Origin of the sequence: Alkalimonas mucilaginosa, from assembly GCF_036327005.1 — a bacterium.
Taxonomy (GTDB): Bacteria; Pseudomonadota; Gammaproteobacteria; order Enterobacterales; family Alteromonadaceae; genus Alkalimonas; species Alkalimonas mucilaginosa.
Genome location: NZ_JAUGZK010000003.1, coordinates 1 through 16859, shown reverse-complemented (window position 1 = coordinate 16859; position 16859 = coordinate 1). Strand labels below are relative to the sequence as shown.

Genomic DNA, 16859 nt, shown 5'->3' with positions numbered 1-16859 from the left:
ATGGTATACCAGAAAGAGTGCAACTAAAACCCGGCTTCGCTCAATAAAGCCGCCATCTGCTGCAATGCCTCAAGCCCCTGAATATCACTGGCTTGCAACGGCAGCTGATAACGCGGCAGTTTGGCAAATTCAGTGTTGATCTGCGCCAGATGCTGTTGCTCGGTTTGACGCCGCTGCGCCAGAAAATGGCCATCGGCGTCTTCAGGCAATACCCGGTTCACCACCAGGCCGGCTAGTGGCAGCTGCTCTTGCTGCAAACTGCTGACCGCTCGCATGGTTTCTAAGATAGGCAGTTTTTCTGGTGTCAGCACAAACAACAGCGCCGTTTGCTGATGATCCAGTAAGATCTCACGGGTACGCTGCAGCAAGCGCTGACGCGCCAGCAAGGTTTCGGTGATGGCTTTATTGCGCTCATCCATCCCGGCGGTGGCATGCTGGCTGGGATCGCCCATGGGGTTATCCAGATCACGGCCGGCTTTGGGAGTTAGGTGATCCAGCACATCGCCCAGCTTTTGGGAGCGTTGATTGGCTTGCAATAGTCCCTGCGTCCAGGCGGCCATGGCTTCCGGCAGGCTGAGCAGTCGCAGCGTATGGCCGGTTGGGGCGGTATCAAAAATCAGCAGATCGTAATCGCTTAAACCAAGCTCGATGGTGTTAGCAATCCGCTCCAGCATCGCCGCTTCCTGAGCCCCAGGCGACTGACGGGTCAGACGCATCTGCCGTTCAATTTCGACGAACATCTCAGGGCGGGTAAAGCGCTTTAGCTGGGCGCTGACTTTGGCCAAATGCTGCTCGACCTCACGATCCGGATCCAACTCCAGTCCATCCAGATTGGGGGCGAGCCGGGTCATGCTATCGCCTATCGGCGCCCGGCCAAAGGCATCGGCCAGACTGTGCGCCGGATCGGTCGAAACCAGCAATACCTTCTGGCCGCGCTGACTGGCCAGCACCGCCAAGGCCGCTGAGACGGTGGTTTTACCCACCCCGCCTTTGCCGCCTATCAGCAGCAAGCGCTGGCCAGTTAACAGCATCGGAATTGATCCAATGGTGAGTGCTCCATCCCCATACGCTGATGCCAGTCATGAAAGCGCTCCAGCAACAAAGGTTGCAGCTCCAGGGTGTAATAACTGGCCGGATTCGGCACGCCCATCATTTCCGAGAATACCAGCAGCATAAAGAGATCATCCTGCTCGCGCTTCGCCCGGGCAATGGCTGAGCGGTAAGGCGCGTTGTAGGCTTCTTCGGCATAAAAGCTGGCCTGGCGAAACCAGGCTTTGATGGCATCCAGTTTCATGGCTTGCTGACCGCCGCTTTATTGGCCTTGATCTGCTTGGTTAAAGCCGAGCTGGCCTCCAAAATTACCAGGATAGCAGCAGCCAGGATCACCAAATCCAGCGTGAACAGGAACCAGTCGCCTTTGTCATAAAAACTTTTTAGCTGGATCAAAAGACCAAGGGTGGTCATGCACAGCAAAAACAGCAGCGGTGCCAGGGTGTACCACATCGGCCGCCCCAGTTTCACCAGCATCACAGTAATCACCAGCAGGGTTAAGCCAGCCAGCAGCTGATTGGTGGTACCGAATAACGGCCAAATCAGCATGCCTCCGGCCCCATCACCGCCGGCCCCAAAGGCCAGCAACAAACAACAGCCCACCGCCAGTAAGGTGGCTGGCAGTGTTTTCTGCATCCAGCCGATACGGTATATACTGCCCCACTCCTGAAAAATATAGCGCTGCAAGCGCAAGCCAGTATCCATGGTGGTACCGGCAAAAAGCACCACCATCACGGTAAGCAACGTCTGCGCCATCACGGTATCCAGCCCCAGTCCCTGCTCCAAAATGTTGGCACCACCACGGGTAAAGGCAGCAACACCACCTTCACCAAAATTATGGTAAATGGCTTGCCAGTCGGCCAGGGTAGCAAAGCCAGCACTCACCGCAATAATAGCCGCCAGTGCCAATGCCCCTTCACCCACGGCGCCAAAATACCCCACAAAACGTAGGTCCGGCTCTTTATCCAGTTGTTTAGAGGTGGTACCGCTGGCCACCAGACCATGAAAGCCTGAAATCGCGCCGCAGGCAATGGTGACAAACAGCAAAGGAATAATGGACGGAGTGCCCTCTGGCACGTCACTATTAAACGCTGGCGCTACTACGTCCGGACTGGCCAGCAGCACAGCGCCATACAATAATCCCAGCCCAATAAAGAGTTGAATGCCATTGATGTAATCGCGCGGCTGCAGCAAGGCCCAGACCGGCAATAACGATGCAATGGCGGCGTAGACAAACAGCAGCACGATCCAGCTTTGGCGATCCGTCAAGCCCAGCACGGTTTCTGTCGGCAGCGAAAACGGCAGCATAGGGCCAAGGTAGATCATGCCGTAAAGCGCGGTGACACCCAGGATGGTCACCATCAGCAAACCTATTATTTTGCGGTAAATTAGTTGACCAATAATCAGCGCGACCACAATTGCGCCCCACACCGGCAAGGTGGCACTGGGGAAATTGATCAACTGATTGGCAATCACCACCGCAAAGACGGCATTAACCATCAACAGCACCAGAAAAATCACAATCATAAAAATACTGCGGGCGCGGTTACCGACAATTTCACCGGTTAAAGCACCAATCGAACGGGCTTTGTTGCGGCTACTGGCCCAGATGGCACCGGCATCGTGCACGCCGGCAAAGAAAATGGTGCCAAACACCACCCAAAGAAAAGCTGGCACCCAGCCCCAAATCACAGCAATGGCCGGGCCCAGGATCGGCGCAGCGCCAGCTACTGAGGTAAAATGATGGCCCCACAGAATGTATTTGTTGGTCGGCACATAATCGACCCCATCCTGCAGTTGGTGCGCCGGGGTGCGAAAGTTAGGGTCGACCTGAAAGATCTTTTCGCAAATAAACTTCGAATAAATAAAATAACCCAGCGCCATTGCGCCAAGCCCCATCAGCATTAAAAAGACCGCACTCATGCCAGCACCTCTTGTTTCAGGGCGTTACGTTTAACCAAGCATGATACAGCAGCCAGCAGATGGCAAGTATTCGACCAAGGGCGAATTATTCAGGTGCTGCTGATATAACGGCTCTATCGAAGTGCTTGAGCAACACAGCTGATTTACCTACAATAACGCACTTTTAATTTGCAGCAGAGCCAAACCATGTCAGATACCCCAATACGCCCGGAATTGCCAGATTGCCTTTCCGTCAATCCACGCAGCCCGCATTATGTAAAAGAAATATTCGAGCATGACATTGGCATCCGCGTAAACGGTAAAGAGCGTTTTGATGTGGAAGAATACTGCATCAGTGAAGGCTGGGTAAAAGTCGCTGCCGGCAAAGCTGTCGACCGCCGCGGCCAACCACTGCTGATGAAAATCAAAGGCACGGTGGAAGCGTTTTATCGTTAAGACAGCCGCATTAAAAGCGCGAATAGCTTCTTACCATCGATTTCGCCAATTTTGCTCCATCTATGGCTCATTAGAAGCCATAGTGTTTCATAGATGAATCTACTTAGTTCAAGTTGATGTGCTATCAAGTGTTGAGGTGGTTGGTGTTTTGCCAGCAAAGCCGCTGCTTCAGCGCTTACGCATCGTAATTCGCTTGTCACACTTACTGTTATCAGCAATCTAAACATCACCAAGGTGGCTGCTATCTCAGTGCAAAAGTTTCACAGCTTAACAGCCTGAACAACATCACTTTTATTGTGCTAACGCACTACGTACACGCTGCCCCAACTGTTGTGGGTACACTTCTGTCAGGCTCACCCGCTAAAGGCAAGGCGGCGCAACCGGGTTGAGTCTTGTCGCTGTTGAATGGTTATCATCAAGCTACCAACTAATCATTCTGTCTCACCTGAAAGCGCTGTTCACCTATCACAAGATCATGCCAGCGTGATGGCACAATCTCGATCTCACCGGCTAGGATCGCTTGATGCATCTTGTCAGCATTATCCTGATCGGTTCGAAAGCCACCGATGTAGGCTGATTGCCATTGGTTATCTTGCTGGAAAAACAGTTTTATCTCAGTGTAGCTACGACGCTTTTCGATCCAGAGGTACTCCAGCTCACCATTCTGGTTTAGATCCAAGGCATGCAAGAAATAGCGCTGTGTATGCTGCATGCTCCAGTGTGACCTGGTTTCCTGCTTATAAATCACGGTCAGCAACTCATCTGGCGGGTTATCGGTTAACAGTGTAATCGCAGCAATAAACTCGTCACGGCTGGAGCTGGGTAAGTCATTGACTCTATCGGCATACAAGGCGTTAATTCTTAACAGCAGGTTGGGATGAGTTTCACCATACTGCGCCTTAAGAGTTTGCAAACCTTCGTACCCCGGACGAGCCAGGTGGTGACGGAAATAGTGAATATCAAATTCGTCAACGCTCACCTTGTTGTCCGCCAGCCGCTGCAGTTGATTTTCCACCACCATTTTTCTGAAATCCAGTAATGGTGAATTGACCAGCAGCATTGCAGCCAGCACAACCAGCCCAACAGCAACGTTGGTACGGCTCAGTTGCTGTGTCCAGCGATCCCGGAATTTAACAATACCCCACCAATAACCAAGGGGAAACAACGCCAGCAAAAACCAGATCAGGTAAGCCCAGTACCGGCTGAGGCTCCAACCATATTGGTCAATACGCAGACTCAGGCCATAGAAGCTGATCAGGCTGTAGACAGGCAGCAACGCAACACCAATATAAATAAAACGGTGCAACCACAGCGGGTAAGGCCTGTTGTCTGCGTCACTCTGATAAACCGCATTGACGAAAAACAACATCAATGCCTGCATCCATAAAATCAGGCTGCTGCCACCACTCTCCCACAAAGGGCTTAGTCCAGTAAAAGGTAAGGCTCCGAGAAATAACAGGGATACCAGGGACAATACCACCAGAAGAAACTTCATCAACGCCTGTTGCAGCCGTGCGATGGTATCGATAATGCGGCTAAGATTGCGAAAGATAATAACACCGAAGCCATTCGCCAGCGCAATGGCAGGATAATAAAACCAGCGCTGCTGAAACAGCTCCTTGAAGAAGTCGATCCCAATGGACTGAAACAAGGCCCCCCACAACACCAGCACCAGCCAGAAGCAGCCAGCAAAGAGCAGCGCCAACGACAAAGTAAGAAAATTGCGCCAGGACCAAAGAAACAAAGCGCTGTAGCTGAAGCGCTCACCACTGGCCCACAGCTGGCTATACATCAAGGCTTTAAAGGTAGCGATGGCCATAGTGACTATGAAGCTGAACAGCAAGGCGTTAAAGCGAATGTGTTCAAGGGGAACGACCTGAAGACCGACGTAGTAACCCAGCAATGCACTGAGCAGCGCAAAAGGCAAAGTGAGTTTTACTAAAGTACCGATGTTGCTGTCATCAAGCCCCAGCAGCAACATGGTTGGCCAGATAAAAGCCACACTGTAACAGGCAAACAACCAGGGTGGCTGATTGTGTGGCCAATAATGCAGTTCGATGGCCTGATGCAAATAAAGTAAAGCCAGCCCCTGCAACAATGCAATGAGTGTCAGCAGTGCCATCATGCTGGCCGGTTGTTGGTTGGCTGTTTCCTGTTGATTCCTTTCCATAGCAATGGTAACCCTTTTATTTAACGTCCTGGCTCATGGCCATCGTAGCGAGGTAAGTCGGCATCCAAATCATCCCAATTGGCACGGGAGGAAACAAAGTTGTGCGAGCCGGGCCGCTCGCTAATATCTGAGTCCAGAATACCCAGCCGAAGCCGCACTTTGTCGGGTACCTGGTCGTTGCTGCTGTAGATGGGTGAGGCACAGATGCCGCAAAAATGGCGTTTTTTACCCGGCGAGGTTTCATAATAGCGAATATGCGCTTGCCCGCTGTGAATCTCTAAATCCTTGGTCGCGACAAAGCCATTGGTGGCATAGGCGGTGCCACTGTTTTTACGGCATTTACTGCAATGGCAATGAATAATGGACTCAATAGGCCCCAGTACTTCTAAGGTGACTTCCCCACACAGACAACTGCCCTGGTACATCACTCTCTCCTTTTTACAACAGCCTATCAGGCGGCTGATCGATTAATTGCAGATAAGATAGTCACAACCCGCCAACTCAGATATGGGTTCCGGATACTCTGCAGGTTGAAAGCCAAGACCTTGGTAACATGCCTTTGCTGCGGCATTGTGTTTAAGCACAAACAACGAGCAGCCGGACAATTGCAATTGCTTGTAGCCCTCGGCCATCAAGGCCTTAACCAGCACTTTGCCAAGCCCCTGACCTCGTTTATCCGGCGCTACCACCAGCCGGGCCAGGTGGCAGCGCCCGTTGCGCTGATAAAACTGACCAAAACCAAGCAGCGTATTGCTCCGGCCTTTCAGCACATAGCCACGATACAGTTCCCAGCGAAGATCGGCTTGGAAGCTTTGTTTGCTAAAAGGAAAACGAAAATCTGGCCCACCCCAGTCCCGGCAACTTTGCAGGTCATGAAACCAAGACATCAAAATCCCCAACTCAGTTTCCTTCGCCAGCTCCAGCTGTAACGCCTCATACGCCATAAACCAATCTTCTTGAGTAAAGAATTGCTCTTGCAAGCCACCACGGCTAAAAGCGTACCCTACTGGATCCAGCTGGAAAACACCAGAGTTAGCACACTGTTCTCACGCCGTTATCAGGACGTAGCAAGCTGTGCTACACGTTGTCCCAGATACTGCGCTGTAATCAGATCGGTTTTATGGACACTGCCATCCGCTGAATGCGCAATCAGGCCTGATTGAGCACCTAGCCGGTTCCACTTTGTCGGATCACTAGTCTTGGCAGAACCTGCCCCAGGAATATCCAGACCAACCCACAGCATGCCATGCTGTCCGGCAAAAACTTGCAGATACTGAATGGTATTAAGCTGATCGCCACTCAGGTTCGCCCCTATGGTAAAACCTGCGGCCAGCTTATTCGCCCAGGCTTGTTCAGCCCAAAGCTCACCGGTGGCATCGGCAAACGCCTTAAACTGTGCGGATACAGAGCCCATATAGGTCGGTGAACCAAAAACAATGGCATCGACACTGCTTAATTGCTGCAGCAGAGCACTGTTGCAAAAGCGCCCTTGTACAATATCAGCTCCCACAATGTCTGCCGTCACAACATCAACGCCAGCTACCTCAGCCGCTCCTGCCGCTACCGCCTGTGCCAACTGCCGGGTGGTACCTGATGCAGAGTGAAACACAACTGCCAGCTTCATCCCATTATCTCCTTCTGCCAGCTTTCAGCATTTAATTGCATTAAAGTCTCCTTGCATTAAGTCGACCAACAGGATAAAACCTCAATAAAGGTTGAGGTAAAGCTTTTTTTGCAAAGAAATAGTAAATAGACTCAGGAGCAACCGATGGCTGAAGCGGTGTTAAGTGTTGGTGTGGTAGCAAAGCGTTGCGGGGTAAAAGTCAGTACCCTGCATTTTTACGAGCAACAAGGCTTGATCCAAAGCTGGCGAAATGCCGGCAATCAACGACGTTTCAAGCCAGAAGTGTTGCGACGGATTTCGGTGATCAAAGCTGCACAGAAAGTCGGCGTTAGCCTGGAAGAAATTAAGCAGGCTTTCTTATCCTTGCCCAATAACCGTACCCCAACGTTGGAAGATTGGCAGTTGCTTTCCAAAAACTGGCAACGCATGCTGGATGGCCGCATTGCGTACCTGCAAACACTGCGCAATAACCTGACCGGCTGCATCGGCTGTGGCTGCTTAAGTATGAGCCAATGCCCGCTGTATAACCCGGACGATACTCTGGGTGCATCTGGCACCGGCCCTGTGATCCTGGAGCACGCAGAGCAAGAGGCCAGTGGTATACAGTGCAAAAATTAGCCCGGTTTTTCTGCTAAATGGCCCTTCTCCATCGCCGGTACAGCTGTTGCCAATTGCGTGAGCACCCTTACCAAGGATTTGGGCAATCGCTTATTAAGCTCAATGCTATCTAACAAGTTTTTTATCGACAACGCCAGCTCAGTATCACCGAGCAGTGCCAGTTTACGGCGGAAAAAAAGCGTATCTGGATCAGCCTGCTGAGTGATCAGCTGCAGTAAGTACTGGCTGTTGGCACGGAACACTACATCCTCAGAAGCCAGCTCGCTGCTTACTTTGAACCGGCTCTGCTGCATTTCCAGGTAAAACTGATAGCTGACATCAGGTACTTCCACCTTCACCGTTTTCCCGGCAAGAAAATCCAGTTCGCCCTGCTGCAGCTCCTGGCGAAAAAACCAGTTCAGCTGCCGGCCCAGCCCAAAGCTACTAATTGGCTTCGGCACATACTTTAATGCAGTGCCTACCCACAAAGGCCCGCGCGCTACCACCTGCTGAGTAACCCATTTTTTATTTATCATTCAATAACTTCCAAAGCACAGATCCGATACACTCATCATACTGAAAACAAGCGGCGCTTGTTTAATCTACATCAAAGTTTGCCGCCTTTATCACTGCCAAACTAATGCTCCCACGATGCAGGAACTGTTATGGAATTACTCTGCCCGGCTGGCAGCGTGCCAGCCTTAAAAGCCGCCATTGAACATGGTGCCGATGCGGTCTATGTTGGTTTGAAAGACGAAACCAATGCCCGGCACTTTGCCGGCTTAAACCTCGATCAGCTGAAACTGAAAGAGGCCGCCGACTATGTGCACCGCCATGGCCGCAAATTGCATGTCGCTATTAATACCTTCGCTCACCCCAACAGCTGGCAGCGCTGGCAGGAAGCCGTAGACAGTGCGGTCAAAGCCGGTGCCGATGCCTTAATTCTGGCCGATATGGCGGTGCTGGGCTATGCGGCCGAGCGCTACCCCAAAGTTGAGCGGCATTTGTCGGTGCAGGCCTCGGCCACCAATGCTGCCGCCATTGAGTTTTACCGCCAGTACGGGGTATCCCGGGTGGTGCTGCCGCGGGTGCTGTCGCTGCAGCAGGTGCGGGCGCTGGCGCGTACCTGCAACATCGACCTGGAAGTCTTCGCCTTTGGCAGCCTGTGCATTATGGCGGAAGGCCGCTGCTATTTAAGCTCTTATTTCACCGGCGATTCGCCCAATACCGCCGGGGCCTGCTCACCTGCGGCCTATGTGCGCTGGGATGAACACGACGGCCAGCTGGAATCGCGTTTAAACGGCGTGTTGATTGATCGTTTTGCGCCAGATGAAACCGCCGGCTACCCCACCCTGTGCAAAGGCCGCTTCGATGTGGCCGGCGAGCGTTACCATGTGCTGGAGGAGCCGACCAGCTTAAATACCCTGAGCCTGCTGCCAGAGCTTTACAAAGAAGGCATTGTCTCGCTGAAGATTGAAGGCCGTCAGCGCAGCCCGGCGTACGTTGCCCAGCTGACCAAAGTCTGGCGCCAGGCCATTGATACACTGCTGCAGGATCCAGCGCATTTTGAAGTCGCGGCCAACTGGCAACAGGTGCTGGCTGGTTTATCCGAAGGCAGCCAGACCACGCTCGGTGCTTACCACCGCTCCTGGAAATAAAAGCTTAGGAAATAAGGAGTCTATTGATGAAGTTTTCCCTTGGCCCCATCCAATATTTTTGGCCCAAAGCGCAAGTGCAGCAGTTTTACCGTCAGGCGGCGGACTCCGCGATTGATATCGTCTATCTGGGGGAAACCGTCTGCAGCAAGCGGCGTGAACTGAAACTGGATGATTACCTGCAACTGGCCCATATGCTGCGTGAAGCAGGCAAGCAGGTTTGCCTGTCCACCATGACGCTGCTGGAAGCCCCGTCGGAGCTGCGAGAACTGCGCCGTTACTGCGAAAACGGTGATTTTCTGGTGGAGGCCAACGATGTCGGCGCCATTCAGATGCTGCAGGAGCAAGGCATCACCTTTGTCTGTGGCCCAGCCATTTCCTGCTACAACCAGCATGCGCTGCGCCGTTTGGTTGGCATGGGGCTGCAGCGGTGGGTGCTGCCAGTGGAGTTATCCGAACAGTGGCTACGCGACTTGCTTGGCCAAAGCTGCATTCAGGATATCCGTGATTGTTTTCAGACCGAGCTACTGGCTTTTGGTCATTTGCCACTGGCCTGGTCGGGTCGCTGTTTTACCGCCCGCTCGGAAAATCGTAGCAAGGATCAGTGCGAGCTCTGCTGCATCAAGTACCCCGAGGGACGTACCGTCACCAGCCAGGATGGCAAGCAGGTGTTTGTACTCAATGGCATTCAAACCCAGTCCGGTGAGCGTTACAACCTGATCAACCAGTTACCACAGATGCAGGGTCTGGTTGACATTGTGCGGTTAAGCCCACAGCATGAAGGAACCTTTGACTGGCTGGCTAAATTTAAAGCCAATTTGCATGGTGAGGCGCCGCAGCCGTTGCCTGGCCGTGATTGCAATGGCTACTGGTTGCAGTTGGCTGGGATGGTGGCGGGGTGAGTGTTGAGTGTTGAGTGTTGAGTGTTGAATGATTAGTTTGGAGATTTGATGGGACAGCAAGCAAAGATTGGTATTGTTACTGTGAGTGACCGGGCCAGTGCCGGGGTTTATGAAGATATTTCCGGCCAGGCGATTCGTGACACCTTAAGAGACTACCTTGTCAGCGACTGGCAGGCCGAGTACAGGCTGGTCCCGGATGAACAGCCGCAGATTGAGCAAACCCTGAAAGATTTGGTAAGTGAAGGTTGCTGCCTAATCGTTACCACAGGTGGCACCGGCCCGGCCAAACGCGATGTCACGCCAGAGGCTACCGAAGCGGTATGTGATCGGATAATGCCTGGTTTTGGCGAGTTGATGCGGCAAGAATCACTGAAATACGTACCCACCGCCATTTTATCGCGCCAGACGGCCGGTCTGCTTGGCAGCTGCCTCATTATCAACCTGCCCGGCAAGCCCAAAGCCATTCGTCAGTGCCTGGATGCGGTGTTTCCGGCCGTGCCTTACTGCATTGATTTAATGGAAGGGCCTTACCTGGAGTGCAACGAAGATGTGATCAAGCCATTTCGGCCAAAAAGTTAGGGGTGCAACTCCAGCACCCGACGCTGCTCCAGCGCCAGTGCATCCAGCCTGTCGCCATAAAATTGTTCAAATAACTGCTGAAAACGACCACTTTGCTGCAAGTGACGTAAGCCAATCTCCAGCTGTTTGGCCAGTTCGATATCGGCTTTGTGGGTATAAAAATAAAACTCATTTGGATAGCGCAGCACCAGACTTTGCTCAATCACTACATGTTCAGCAGCATGACGACTGTGCTCTGCCACTATGGTCATGGCAGAGCGAGGAAAGTAATCAGCCAGCCCCTCTGCCAGCGCTTTGTACATCGCCGGGTAACTGAGCTCCCCCTCCACGGTTAAACCATTCTTGATCATGATTTCGTAGTCAGACCAGCTGTGGTGCTGCAAACCAACAAAAGCTGCCAGTTGGTCAAGGCTGGTGATCTGGCTAAACTCGTCCTGCCGCTGCTGCTGGATCAGCAAAATACGATGGCCATGCACATTGTTGTACAGGGCAATAGGTATAGCGATAAGCTCAGGATCGGACTGATGGCGTGCCCCCAGCCAGGCCAGGTTGATGTACCGCCCGGTTTGTAACGATTGACGAATGCGGGAGCTGTTCATTTCTTGCTGGCTATAACTAATCTCAATCATCAGCCCCAAACTGGCAAAGGACTCACGTAACAGACTTTCTATGTAAAGGTTTTGCACCGAACCAGCATGGCTGGAAGACGGCAGCATCAACTGTATCGGCTGCGAGGCAACAAGGCTGCCAGCAAGAAAATACCAGAGAACAAAAGATAAGCGCAGCATAAGCAAAGCCAATTCGAAAATACTAAGTATAACAACTACCCGGATAAAATTCTGTCAGAAGGTGCTATTTCGCACAGCCATTCATGCTGTACCCACCATTCGTACCCATACCTAAATTTTTCAGGAAGTAAACAAAGTAACGTTGAGAAGCCCCGGCATCACCAGCCGGGGCTGCAAACAGGCCAATCAGGTGCGCTGATAACGCTGTTGTATCGCTTGGGTGCGCGCCCGTTTTGCCAGGTAGTTACGCAGACATAAAGGGCCGTGAATCAGCAGCAACATCATAGCCAATAACAGCCACAGCGCTCGAAGTGTCGCTGGCCAGGGGTGGTCCAACTGACGCGCTCTATCGATCACCAGCACCGGAGCATCGCTGTAGTCCACTGCCTGCTCCAGCACAAGGCCAGTGATCTGAAAGGACTCGACCTTCGCAGGTTCCAGCAGCGCAAGCAGCTCATACCAGAGTTCGGGCTGATTTCTTCTGGACCGGCCAGGAGTTTCAGCGGTTGGGCTGCTATCGGTTATTTCCAGCAGGATGCCACCCTGCTGACTGGCCATGATCTCGCTGGCCAGAATTTCTGCCCGGTGTGCTATTATCGTGCTGGCCAAACCTCTCCCACGTTGGTGCAGTCGATTCACCTGATTAGCCAGAATCACCGCCTCCCAGGCATCCCCATCAGCATAAGGTTCAGCCAATATACCTAGCATAGCTTCCCAGTCGGCAGGTTCCGTATCCACCGGCAGATGCATACTTTCGAGCAGGCCATCACGTAACTGCTGGCACTGGTACGGAATATCCCGTAGCCTGGAGTTACCAAATGCCTGCAGGTTGTCCTCACCATTTACCTGGTGGCAAACAGCATTGACCATAGCTACGATGTCTTCAATATTGGTCACCACCCGGGGCTGGTTTGTGCCTCGCCCCGCGCCCCCGCTTTGCAACGTCATCATCATTTCCAAACGTATGTCGCGGCGGGTCTTTATGAAATCACCTTTGCTAAGCGTTGTGACAGCCGTCTCCAGAACAGTGTTTTGTGCTACAGGCATAGCACCGCCCCAACGCAGGTGTTGGCAGCTAATGCTGCTGCGGTCCCACTCAGGTGGCTGAACCTGACAACGGCCCTCCCCCTGAAGGGTGATAAGCGCGCCTTTTGTTGGCAGCTCTGCCGCCAGCGCGTCGGGGTCCGTATACAGCACTGGGGTGGTATTGGTGAGCCAATGCATTGCCAGCGTTAAGTCCGCCCGCACGCCTGGGGAAGCGTACAAGGCAAACATCAAAGCCACCGCTCCCACCAGCGCCAGGGTAAAATGACGCCCCCACCACACTAAAGGAAAACGACGTACTTCCTCATCGATTGACAGCTGCTTACCAAAGCGAACTGCGCTGCAATCCGCTACCCGCAACTCTGCTTCAATGCGGGTTCCTTGCGGCATTTCCAGAGCGAACTGCCAGGGTTCGGGCATGGTAAAGGCCAGTTTATCCCCCAACATAGGTTGGACAGTCACTTTATCAGGCTGTGCTTCGGTCACAAGAGCATGAAGGTGAAAAGGGCCCACGACTTGGTTGACTTTTTGTGGTGGAGGAAGACGCCAGCGCCGCCAGAACTGCCACAGCCCCAGGCCAATGAAAAGTGCCGCCACAGCCATCCAGATATAGCGTGATGATTGCAGATCATAGATAGTAGCGATAGCCAGAGCGATAAAGCCCAGAGTCCAGCAAAGAGCAGACAAAATGCCGATACCACGGCCTTCCCGGGATTCAATTTCAGCGGGGGTTTCATCCCGTTGGCTCAGTATGGTGACACGGTCCGATGCCGACTCCTGAGTTGACGACGACTCTTTTGTTGGCAGATTTTCATCAGCGGTACTGTTGTGCAAGGTGCCCCGCACGCCACCTTCCCAGGCTGCGTTCTCTTTTTGCCGCTGTTTATCCCGCTCCAGGCCGGCCTGCAGCTCAAATGCATTGTTGAGTCGCAACACAATCGCATATTGCCCGGCAAAGACGACTTCGGCCCGGTTCTGCAGCTCCAGAAAAAGCTCCGCATCAAAAGGCAAAATGACTTCCACACCGGCAATGGTATCGTGCCAGGTGGTCGCTCCATTAGTATCCAATCCGTGTCGGGCGTACTCCCCTTCCAACACATAGACACCATCATCCTCAAGGTGCAGTGCCTTTTCGTGCTTGTGGGGGTCTATCAACAGCGGGGAAAGAGTCTCTCTTTCCTGCGGCGTCAGCCGTCGTTCAGGCGAGAGCTCATTACGGATGGCGGATAAGGTTCTAACTGAGTCCCTGCGGCGCCCCTGATACACCAGGTAGCTGGAAAAAGATGCGACCAAAATAATAATTATGAGTACTAACTTGATAACCCCGAACAACTCCACTGCTCTGTTCCTCATCCTGAATTTTGGGGACGCAGTATAGCCTAAGTGTTATCTGGTTACCATAAACCAAGCGGTACCCTGCCTTTACAAGCCTTGCCTTGCCCTGTCTATTGCCGACTGTACTGCCGACAAGGCCTGAGGACTATTCTTCCAGCAGGTAGTTCTGAGCATAGACGCCACTCTTTCCGCAATGTCTTTGGGCTCATAGCGCGCTAACTCAGCAAATGAATGTATACCGATTTCCTCAAAGCGTTTTACCACCGTAGGCCCTACCCCCTTCACTTGGAGCAACGCTGCTTTTTCTGATTCACTGAATGCCATATCGGAATTCCTTAAACTGCATAAAACCTGTCAACGCACAGCTTTAAATTGACAGCGAAGCTACGAAAAAGCTATCGCTGTGATTGGTCTTGCTAGGGCACTTGACGTAAGAAGCCTAAGGTCAAATCTAGCCTAAGGGGTCAAATCTTGACTTTTACCATTTAGCCTATAGCCTAAGGGGTCAAATCTTGACTTTTACCATTTAGCCTAAGGGGTCAAATCTTGACTTTTACCATTTAACTCATCAAATTCCCCAAACAAAGCTCCATTCACTTCAAGCTCATCGTTCAATCGTCGCACCGTTCTTGAAACCGTACTGTAATGATCGACATTGAAGTACTTAGCAATCGCTGGCAATCGCTCTCCTGATAGATCTTGGCACAATTTCATCGCTATCCAGCGGGGAAGGTTTTTTGATTTGATGCCTCGCTTGGCTTTTAACAGGCTTTGTGGCGTAAGCTGGTAATAATCGGCTACGATTTGGACAATAGTATCCATAGCAAGATAATCCTTCAGCGGATGCTTCTCGATTTCCAGACCATAACTCAAAGCTTGAGCATGCGCGGCTTCAACAAATTCGCCACTACCCCGCACAGCGGGCCAATGGCCTTTGTCATAGAACTTACGAGTCTCCTCATCCAGCCCTTGCTCCACAAACCTTTGATAGGCTGGCTCGGAAGGTTTAGCGCCCAAGTCGCCGAATACCGTGTCTTTTACCAACCACTCCGGACAAGGTGTTTTGTTCAAATAGGCCGGATAGCTGGACCACGGATAGTCCAGCAAATCTGCCACCAAAGGCTTTTTGCTCTCTACCGGGTTACGATGAATATAGCGACTGACTTCCAGTAAATAGCTGGAAGCTTCAATCAAAATTGCTTTATAGCGCCCACGAAATAACGCACCGTCGGTTTGCTTAAGATAATTGTACTTTTGCGTGTAAACGCCATTAATATGGCGCATCGCTCGACTCAGATTGCCTTTTGGTGTCTTGATAAGGAGGTGATAATGATTCCCCATCAGGCAATAAGCATGGATTTCAACTTTAAATCGTCGGCACGCCTGTTCGAGGCATTCCAGAAATGCCTGATAGTAACGGCTATCGTGAAATATCCATTGCCGCCCCCTGCCACGGTTCATCACGTGGTAGTAAGCATTGTCGTATTCAATTCGCAGCGGTCTTGTCATGATAAAAATTTAGACCAGCCAAAGCGACTTCGCAATAGTCAAGATTTGACCCCCCATGACCGATAGTAACGGCTATCGTGAAATATCCATTGCCGCCCCCTGCCACGGTTCATCACATGGTAGTAAGCATTGTCGTATTCAATTCGTAGCGGTCTTGTCATGGTAAAAATTTAGACAAGCCAAAGCGAATTCGCAATAGTCAAGATTTGACCCCCCATGACCTTGGTAAAAATTTAGACAAGCCAAAGCGAATTCGCAATAGTCAAGATTTGACCCCCCATGACCTATTTTGGGCCGGAACGGAATTAAGCAACTTGTTAGTTACCGATTACAAACTTTGCAGTTCCAGAGCTTACCGAACAAAAAGGCTTCAAGTTGCGAAAATCTGTATCTATTTTTTCCGTGGTATCATCGAATGTAATATCTACGATACCGCTGTGCCAAGTTACATCAAAGCTGATTCTCGAGTCTAACTCGATTCCATTTTTTAATAGGCTCTCTGATTTAGGCTGTCCATCTTTAATGTGTCGAACAATTAACTTTAGTGTGCTTGATTCTTTCATTTCATGGAAAAGATATACCTGAATCCCGTCTAAATCATTAGAGGCACTCTCTAATCCACACGCTGCTCCTGGTGCCCACACGGAACCTTGCTTTAAATCCAATAGCTCGAGAGTGAACGATTCATTTCCAGCTTCGTAATAATCACTCCAAGTCAACGCCTGGTACTCACCATCAGAAACAGATAAGACAATGCCGCCATTATCTTTGGGAGCACAAGCAGATACCAATAAAACTAGTAAAGCAAAACAAATTCGAATCATTCTTCAAAGGTACCTAACGCTCAAAGCTGCTGCGCTTGCTGTTTAGCGTCGGCTGCCTTTGCTTGTTAGCAGCTACACCAAGGTTGACTAAAACAACAGTCTTCACAGAGCTACTTCCATTTTAAGATTTCAAAAAATGAAATCTTGGACGACAAAAAAAAGAAAAATCATCGGTATCAATATAAAAATTGCGCCTGTTAACATTGCGAGTAAACACAAAAACACAGGGACAACTCCCGGCCCGCTGGCCAAAGTAACAATCAAGTCAGCCGTCATTGTTGCTTTCGGATCTTTATAGAAAAAGAGAGCATAAGTTTTTAACCCGTGATGTCCGGCAAAAAACAATACTACTCCAAAAATACCAAGCAAGATAAAGTCTGAATTTTCAATATACACCATCTATTACTCATGTTTGGCATGACTG

19 protein-coding genes are annotated in these 16859 nt (G+C 51.3%); 5 read left to right on the top strand and 14 right to left on the bottom strand.

Annotation, left to right across the window (positions count from 1 at the left end; all coding sequences use genetic code 11):
• Nucleotides 1-23 precede the first annotated feature (23 nt).
• Genes QWF21_RS04510 through QWF21_RS04500 form a run of 3 tightly spaced genes read right to left on the bottom strand, consistent with a single transcriptional unit; the run spans nucleotide 24 to nucleotide 2973 of the window.
• Nucleotides 24-1031 carry an ArsA family ATPase gene (locus QWF21_RS04510; protein ID WP_330086856.1) on the bottom strand — a complete coding sequence of 336 codons (1008 nt, stop codon included), beginning with the start codon at nucleotides 1029-1031 and terminating at the stop codon, nucleotides 24-26.
• Entirely contained in the window at nucleotides 1022-1294 is a 273-nt protein-coding gene (locus QWF21_RS04505) for a cory-CC-star protein (protein WP_305944576.1), read from the bottom strand. The genes QWF21_RS04510 and QWF21_RS04505 overlap by 10 nt, the downstream gene beginning before the upstream one ends.
• Nucleotides 1291-2973 (bottom strand): carbon starvation CstA family protein, encoded by a 1683-nt coding sequence (locus QWF21_RS04500; protein ID WP_330086855.1) that lies wholly within the window; start codon nucleotides 2971-2973, stop codon nucleotides 1291-1293. The genes QWF21_RS04505 and QWF21_RS04500 overlap by 4 nt, the downstream gene beginning before the upstream one ends.
• A 186-nt stretch (nucleotides 2974-3159) precedes the next feature.
• Between QWF21_RS04500 and QWF21_RS04495 the strand changes: the two genes are divergently transcribed.
• On the top strand, nucleotides 3160-3408 hold the full coding sequence (locus QWF21_RS04495; RefSeq protein ID WP_330086854.1) for a DUF3297 family protein: 249 nt from the start codon (nucleotides 3160-3162) through the stop codon (nucleotides 3406-3408).
• 427 nt (nucleotides 3409-3835) lie between these two features.
• Here the strand turns inward: QWF21_RS04495 and QWF21_RS04490 are convergent, their stop codons facing one another.
• From QWF21_RS04490 to QWF21_RS04475, 4 genes are all read right to left on the bottom strand, one after another.
• Complete coding sequence (locus QWF21_RS04490) at nucleotides 3836-5578, bottom strand: DUF4153 domain-containing protein (protein ID WP_330086853.1); 1743 nt, start codon at nucleotides 5576-5578, stop codon at nucleotides 3836-3838.
• A 20-nt stretch (nucleotides 5579-5598) separates the two neighbouring features.
• A complete protein-coding gene (locus QWF21_RS04485) occupies nucleotides 5599-6003 on the bottom strand; it encodes a GFA family protein (protein WP_330086852.1) in 405 nt (134 codons plus the stop codon).
• Nucleotides 6004-6045: 42 nt separating this feature from the next.
• Nucleotides 6046-6522, bottom strand: coding sequence for a GNAT family N-acetyltransferase (locus tag QWF21_RS04480; protein WP_330086851.1), 477 nt, complete (start codon nucleotides 6520-6522; stop codon nucleotides 6046-6048).
• A 113-nt stretch (nucleotides 6523-6635) separates the two neighbouring features.
• On the bottom strand, nucleotides 6636-7202 hold the full coding sequence (locus QWF21_RS04475; protein WP_330086850.1) for a flavodoxin family protein: 567 nt from the start codon (nucleotides 7200-7202) through the stop codon (nucleotides 6636-6638).
• 144 nt (nucleotides 7203-7346) lie between these two features.
• On the opposite strand from QWF21_RS04475, the gene soxR reads away from it, so the two are divergent.
• Nucleotides 7347-7820 carry a redox-sensitive transcriptional activator SoxR gene (gene soxR, locus QWF21_RS04470; RefSeq protein WP_330086849.1) on the top strand — a complete coding sequence of 158 codons (474 nt, stop codon included), beginning with the start codon at nucleotides 7347-7349 and terminating at the stop codon, nucleotides 7818-7820.
• Here the strand turns inward: soxR and ubiT are convergent.
• Nucleotides 7817-8335: a ubiquinone anaerobic biosynthesis accessory factor UbiT gene (ubiT, locus tag QWF21_RS04465; RefSeq protein ID WP_330086848.1), complete on the bottom strand. Its 519-nt coding sequence runs from the start codon at nucleotides 8333-8335 to the stop codon at nucleotides 7817-7819. The two genes, soxR and ubiT, sit on opposite strands and share 4 nt — an antisense overlap.
• Nucleotides 8336-8464: 129 nt before the next feature.
• Between ubiT and ubiU the strand changes: the two genes are divergently transcribed.
• From ubiU to mog, 3 genes are read left to right on the top strand one after another with little or no spacing between them, the layout of a single operon-like run.
• Entirely contained in the window at nucleotides 8465-9457 is a 993-nt protein-coding gene (gene ubiU / locus QWF21_RS04460; RefSeq protein WP_330086847.1) for a ubiquinone anaerobic biosynthesis protein UbiU, read from the top strand.
• Nucleotides 9458-9483: 26 nt separating this feature from the next.
• A complete protein-coding gene (locus QWF21_RS04455) occupies nucleotides 9484-10356 on the top strand; it encodes a U32 family peptidase (protein WP_330086846.1) in 873 nt (290 codons plus the stop codon).
• A 48-nt stretch (nucleotides 10357-10404) separates the two neighbouring features.
• Nucleotides 10405-10935 carry a molybdopterin adenylyltransferase gene (mog, locus tag QWF21_RS04450; protein WP_330086845.1) on the top strand — a complete coding sequence of 177 codons (531 nt, stop codon included), beginning with the start codon at nucleotides 10405-10407 and terminating at the stop codon, nucleotides 10933-10935.
• Here mog and QWF21_RS04445 read toward each other — a convergent pair.
• The 6 genes from QWF21_RS04445 to QWF21_RS04420 all read right to left on the bottom strand — a co-directional run bounded on the left by QWF21_RS04445 (nucleotide 10932) and on the right by QWF21_RS04420 (nucleotide 16834).
• A complete protein-coding gene (locus QWF21_RS04445; RefSeq protein WP_330086844.1) occupies nucleotides 10932-11723 on the bottom strand; it encodes a hypothetical protein in 792 nt (263 codons plus the stop codon). The two genes, mog and QWF21_RS04445, sit on opposite strands and share 4 nt — an antisense overlap.
• Nucleotides 11724-11909: 186 nt before the next feature.
• The gene (locus tag QWF21_RS04440; RefSeq protein ID WP_330086843.1) at nucleotides 11910-14105 is read right to left on the bottom strand and encodes an IgaA/UmoB family intracellular growth attenuator; all 2196 of its coding nucleotides are present in this window, start codon (nucleotides 14103-14105) and stop codon (nucleotides 11910-11912) included.
• Between the two features lie 84 nt (nucleotides 14106-14189).
• Nucleotides 14190-14426: a helix-hairpin-helix domain-containing protein gene (locus tag QWF21_RS04435; RefSeq protein WP_330086842.1), complete on the bottom strand. Its 237-nt coding sequence runs from the start codon at nucleotides 14424-14426 to the stop codon at nucleotides 14190-14192.
• A 207-nt stretch (nucleotides 14427-14633) separates the two neighbouring features.
• The gene (locus tag QWF21_RS04430; protein WP_330086841.1) at nucleotides 14634-15611 is read right to left on the bottom strand and encodes a transposase; all 978 of its coding nucleotides are present in this window, start codon (nucleotides 15609-15611) and stop codon (nucleotides 14634-14636) included.
• Nucleotides 15612-15928: 317 nt separating this feature from the next.
• Entirely contained in the window at nucleotides 15929-16435 is a 507-nt protein-coding gene (locus tag QWF21_RS04425) for a hypothetical protein (RefSeq protein ID WP_330086840.1), read from the bottom strand.
• Between the two features lie 129 nt (nucleotides 16436-16564).
• The gene (locus QWF21_RS04420; protein ID WP_330086839.1) at nucleotides 16565-16834 is read right to left on the bottom strand and encodes a hypothetical protein; all 270 of its coding nucleotides are present in this window, start codon (nucleotides 16832-16834) and stop codon (nucleotides 16565-16567) included.
• Nucleotides 16835-16859: the final 25 nt, after the last annotated feature.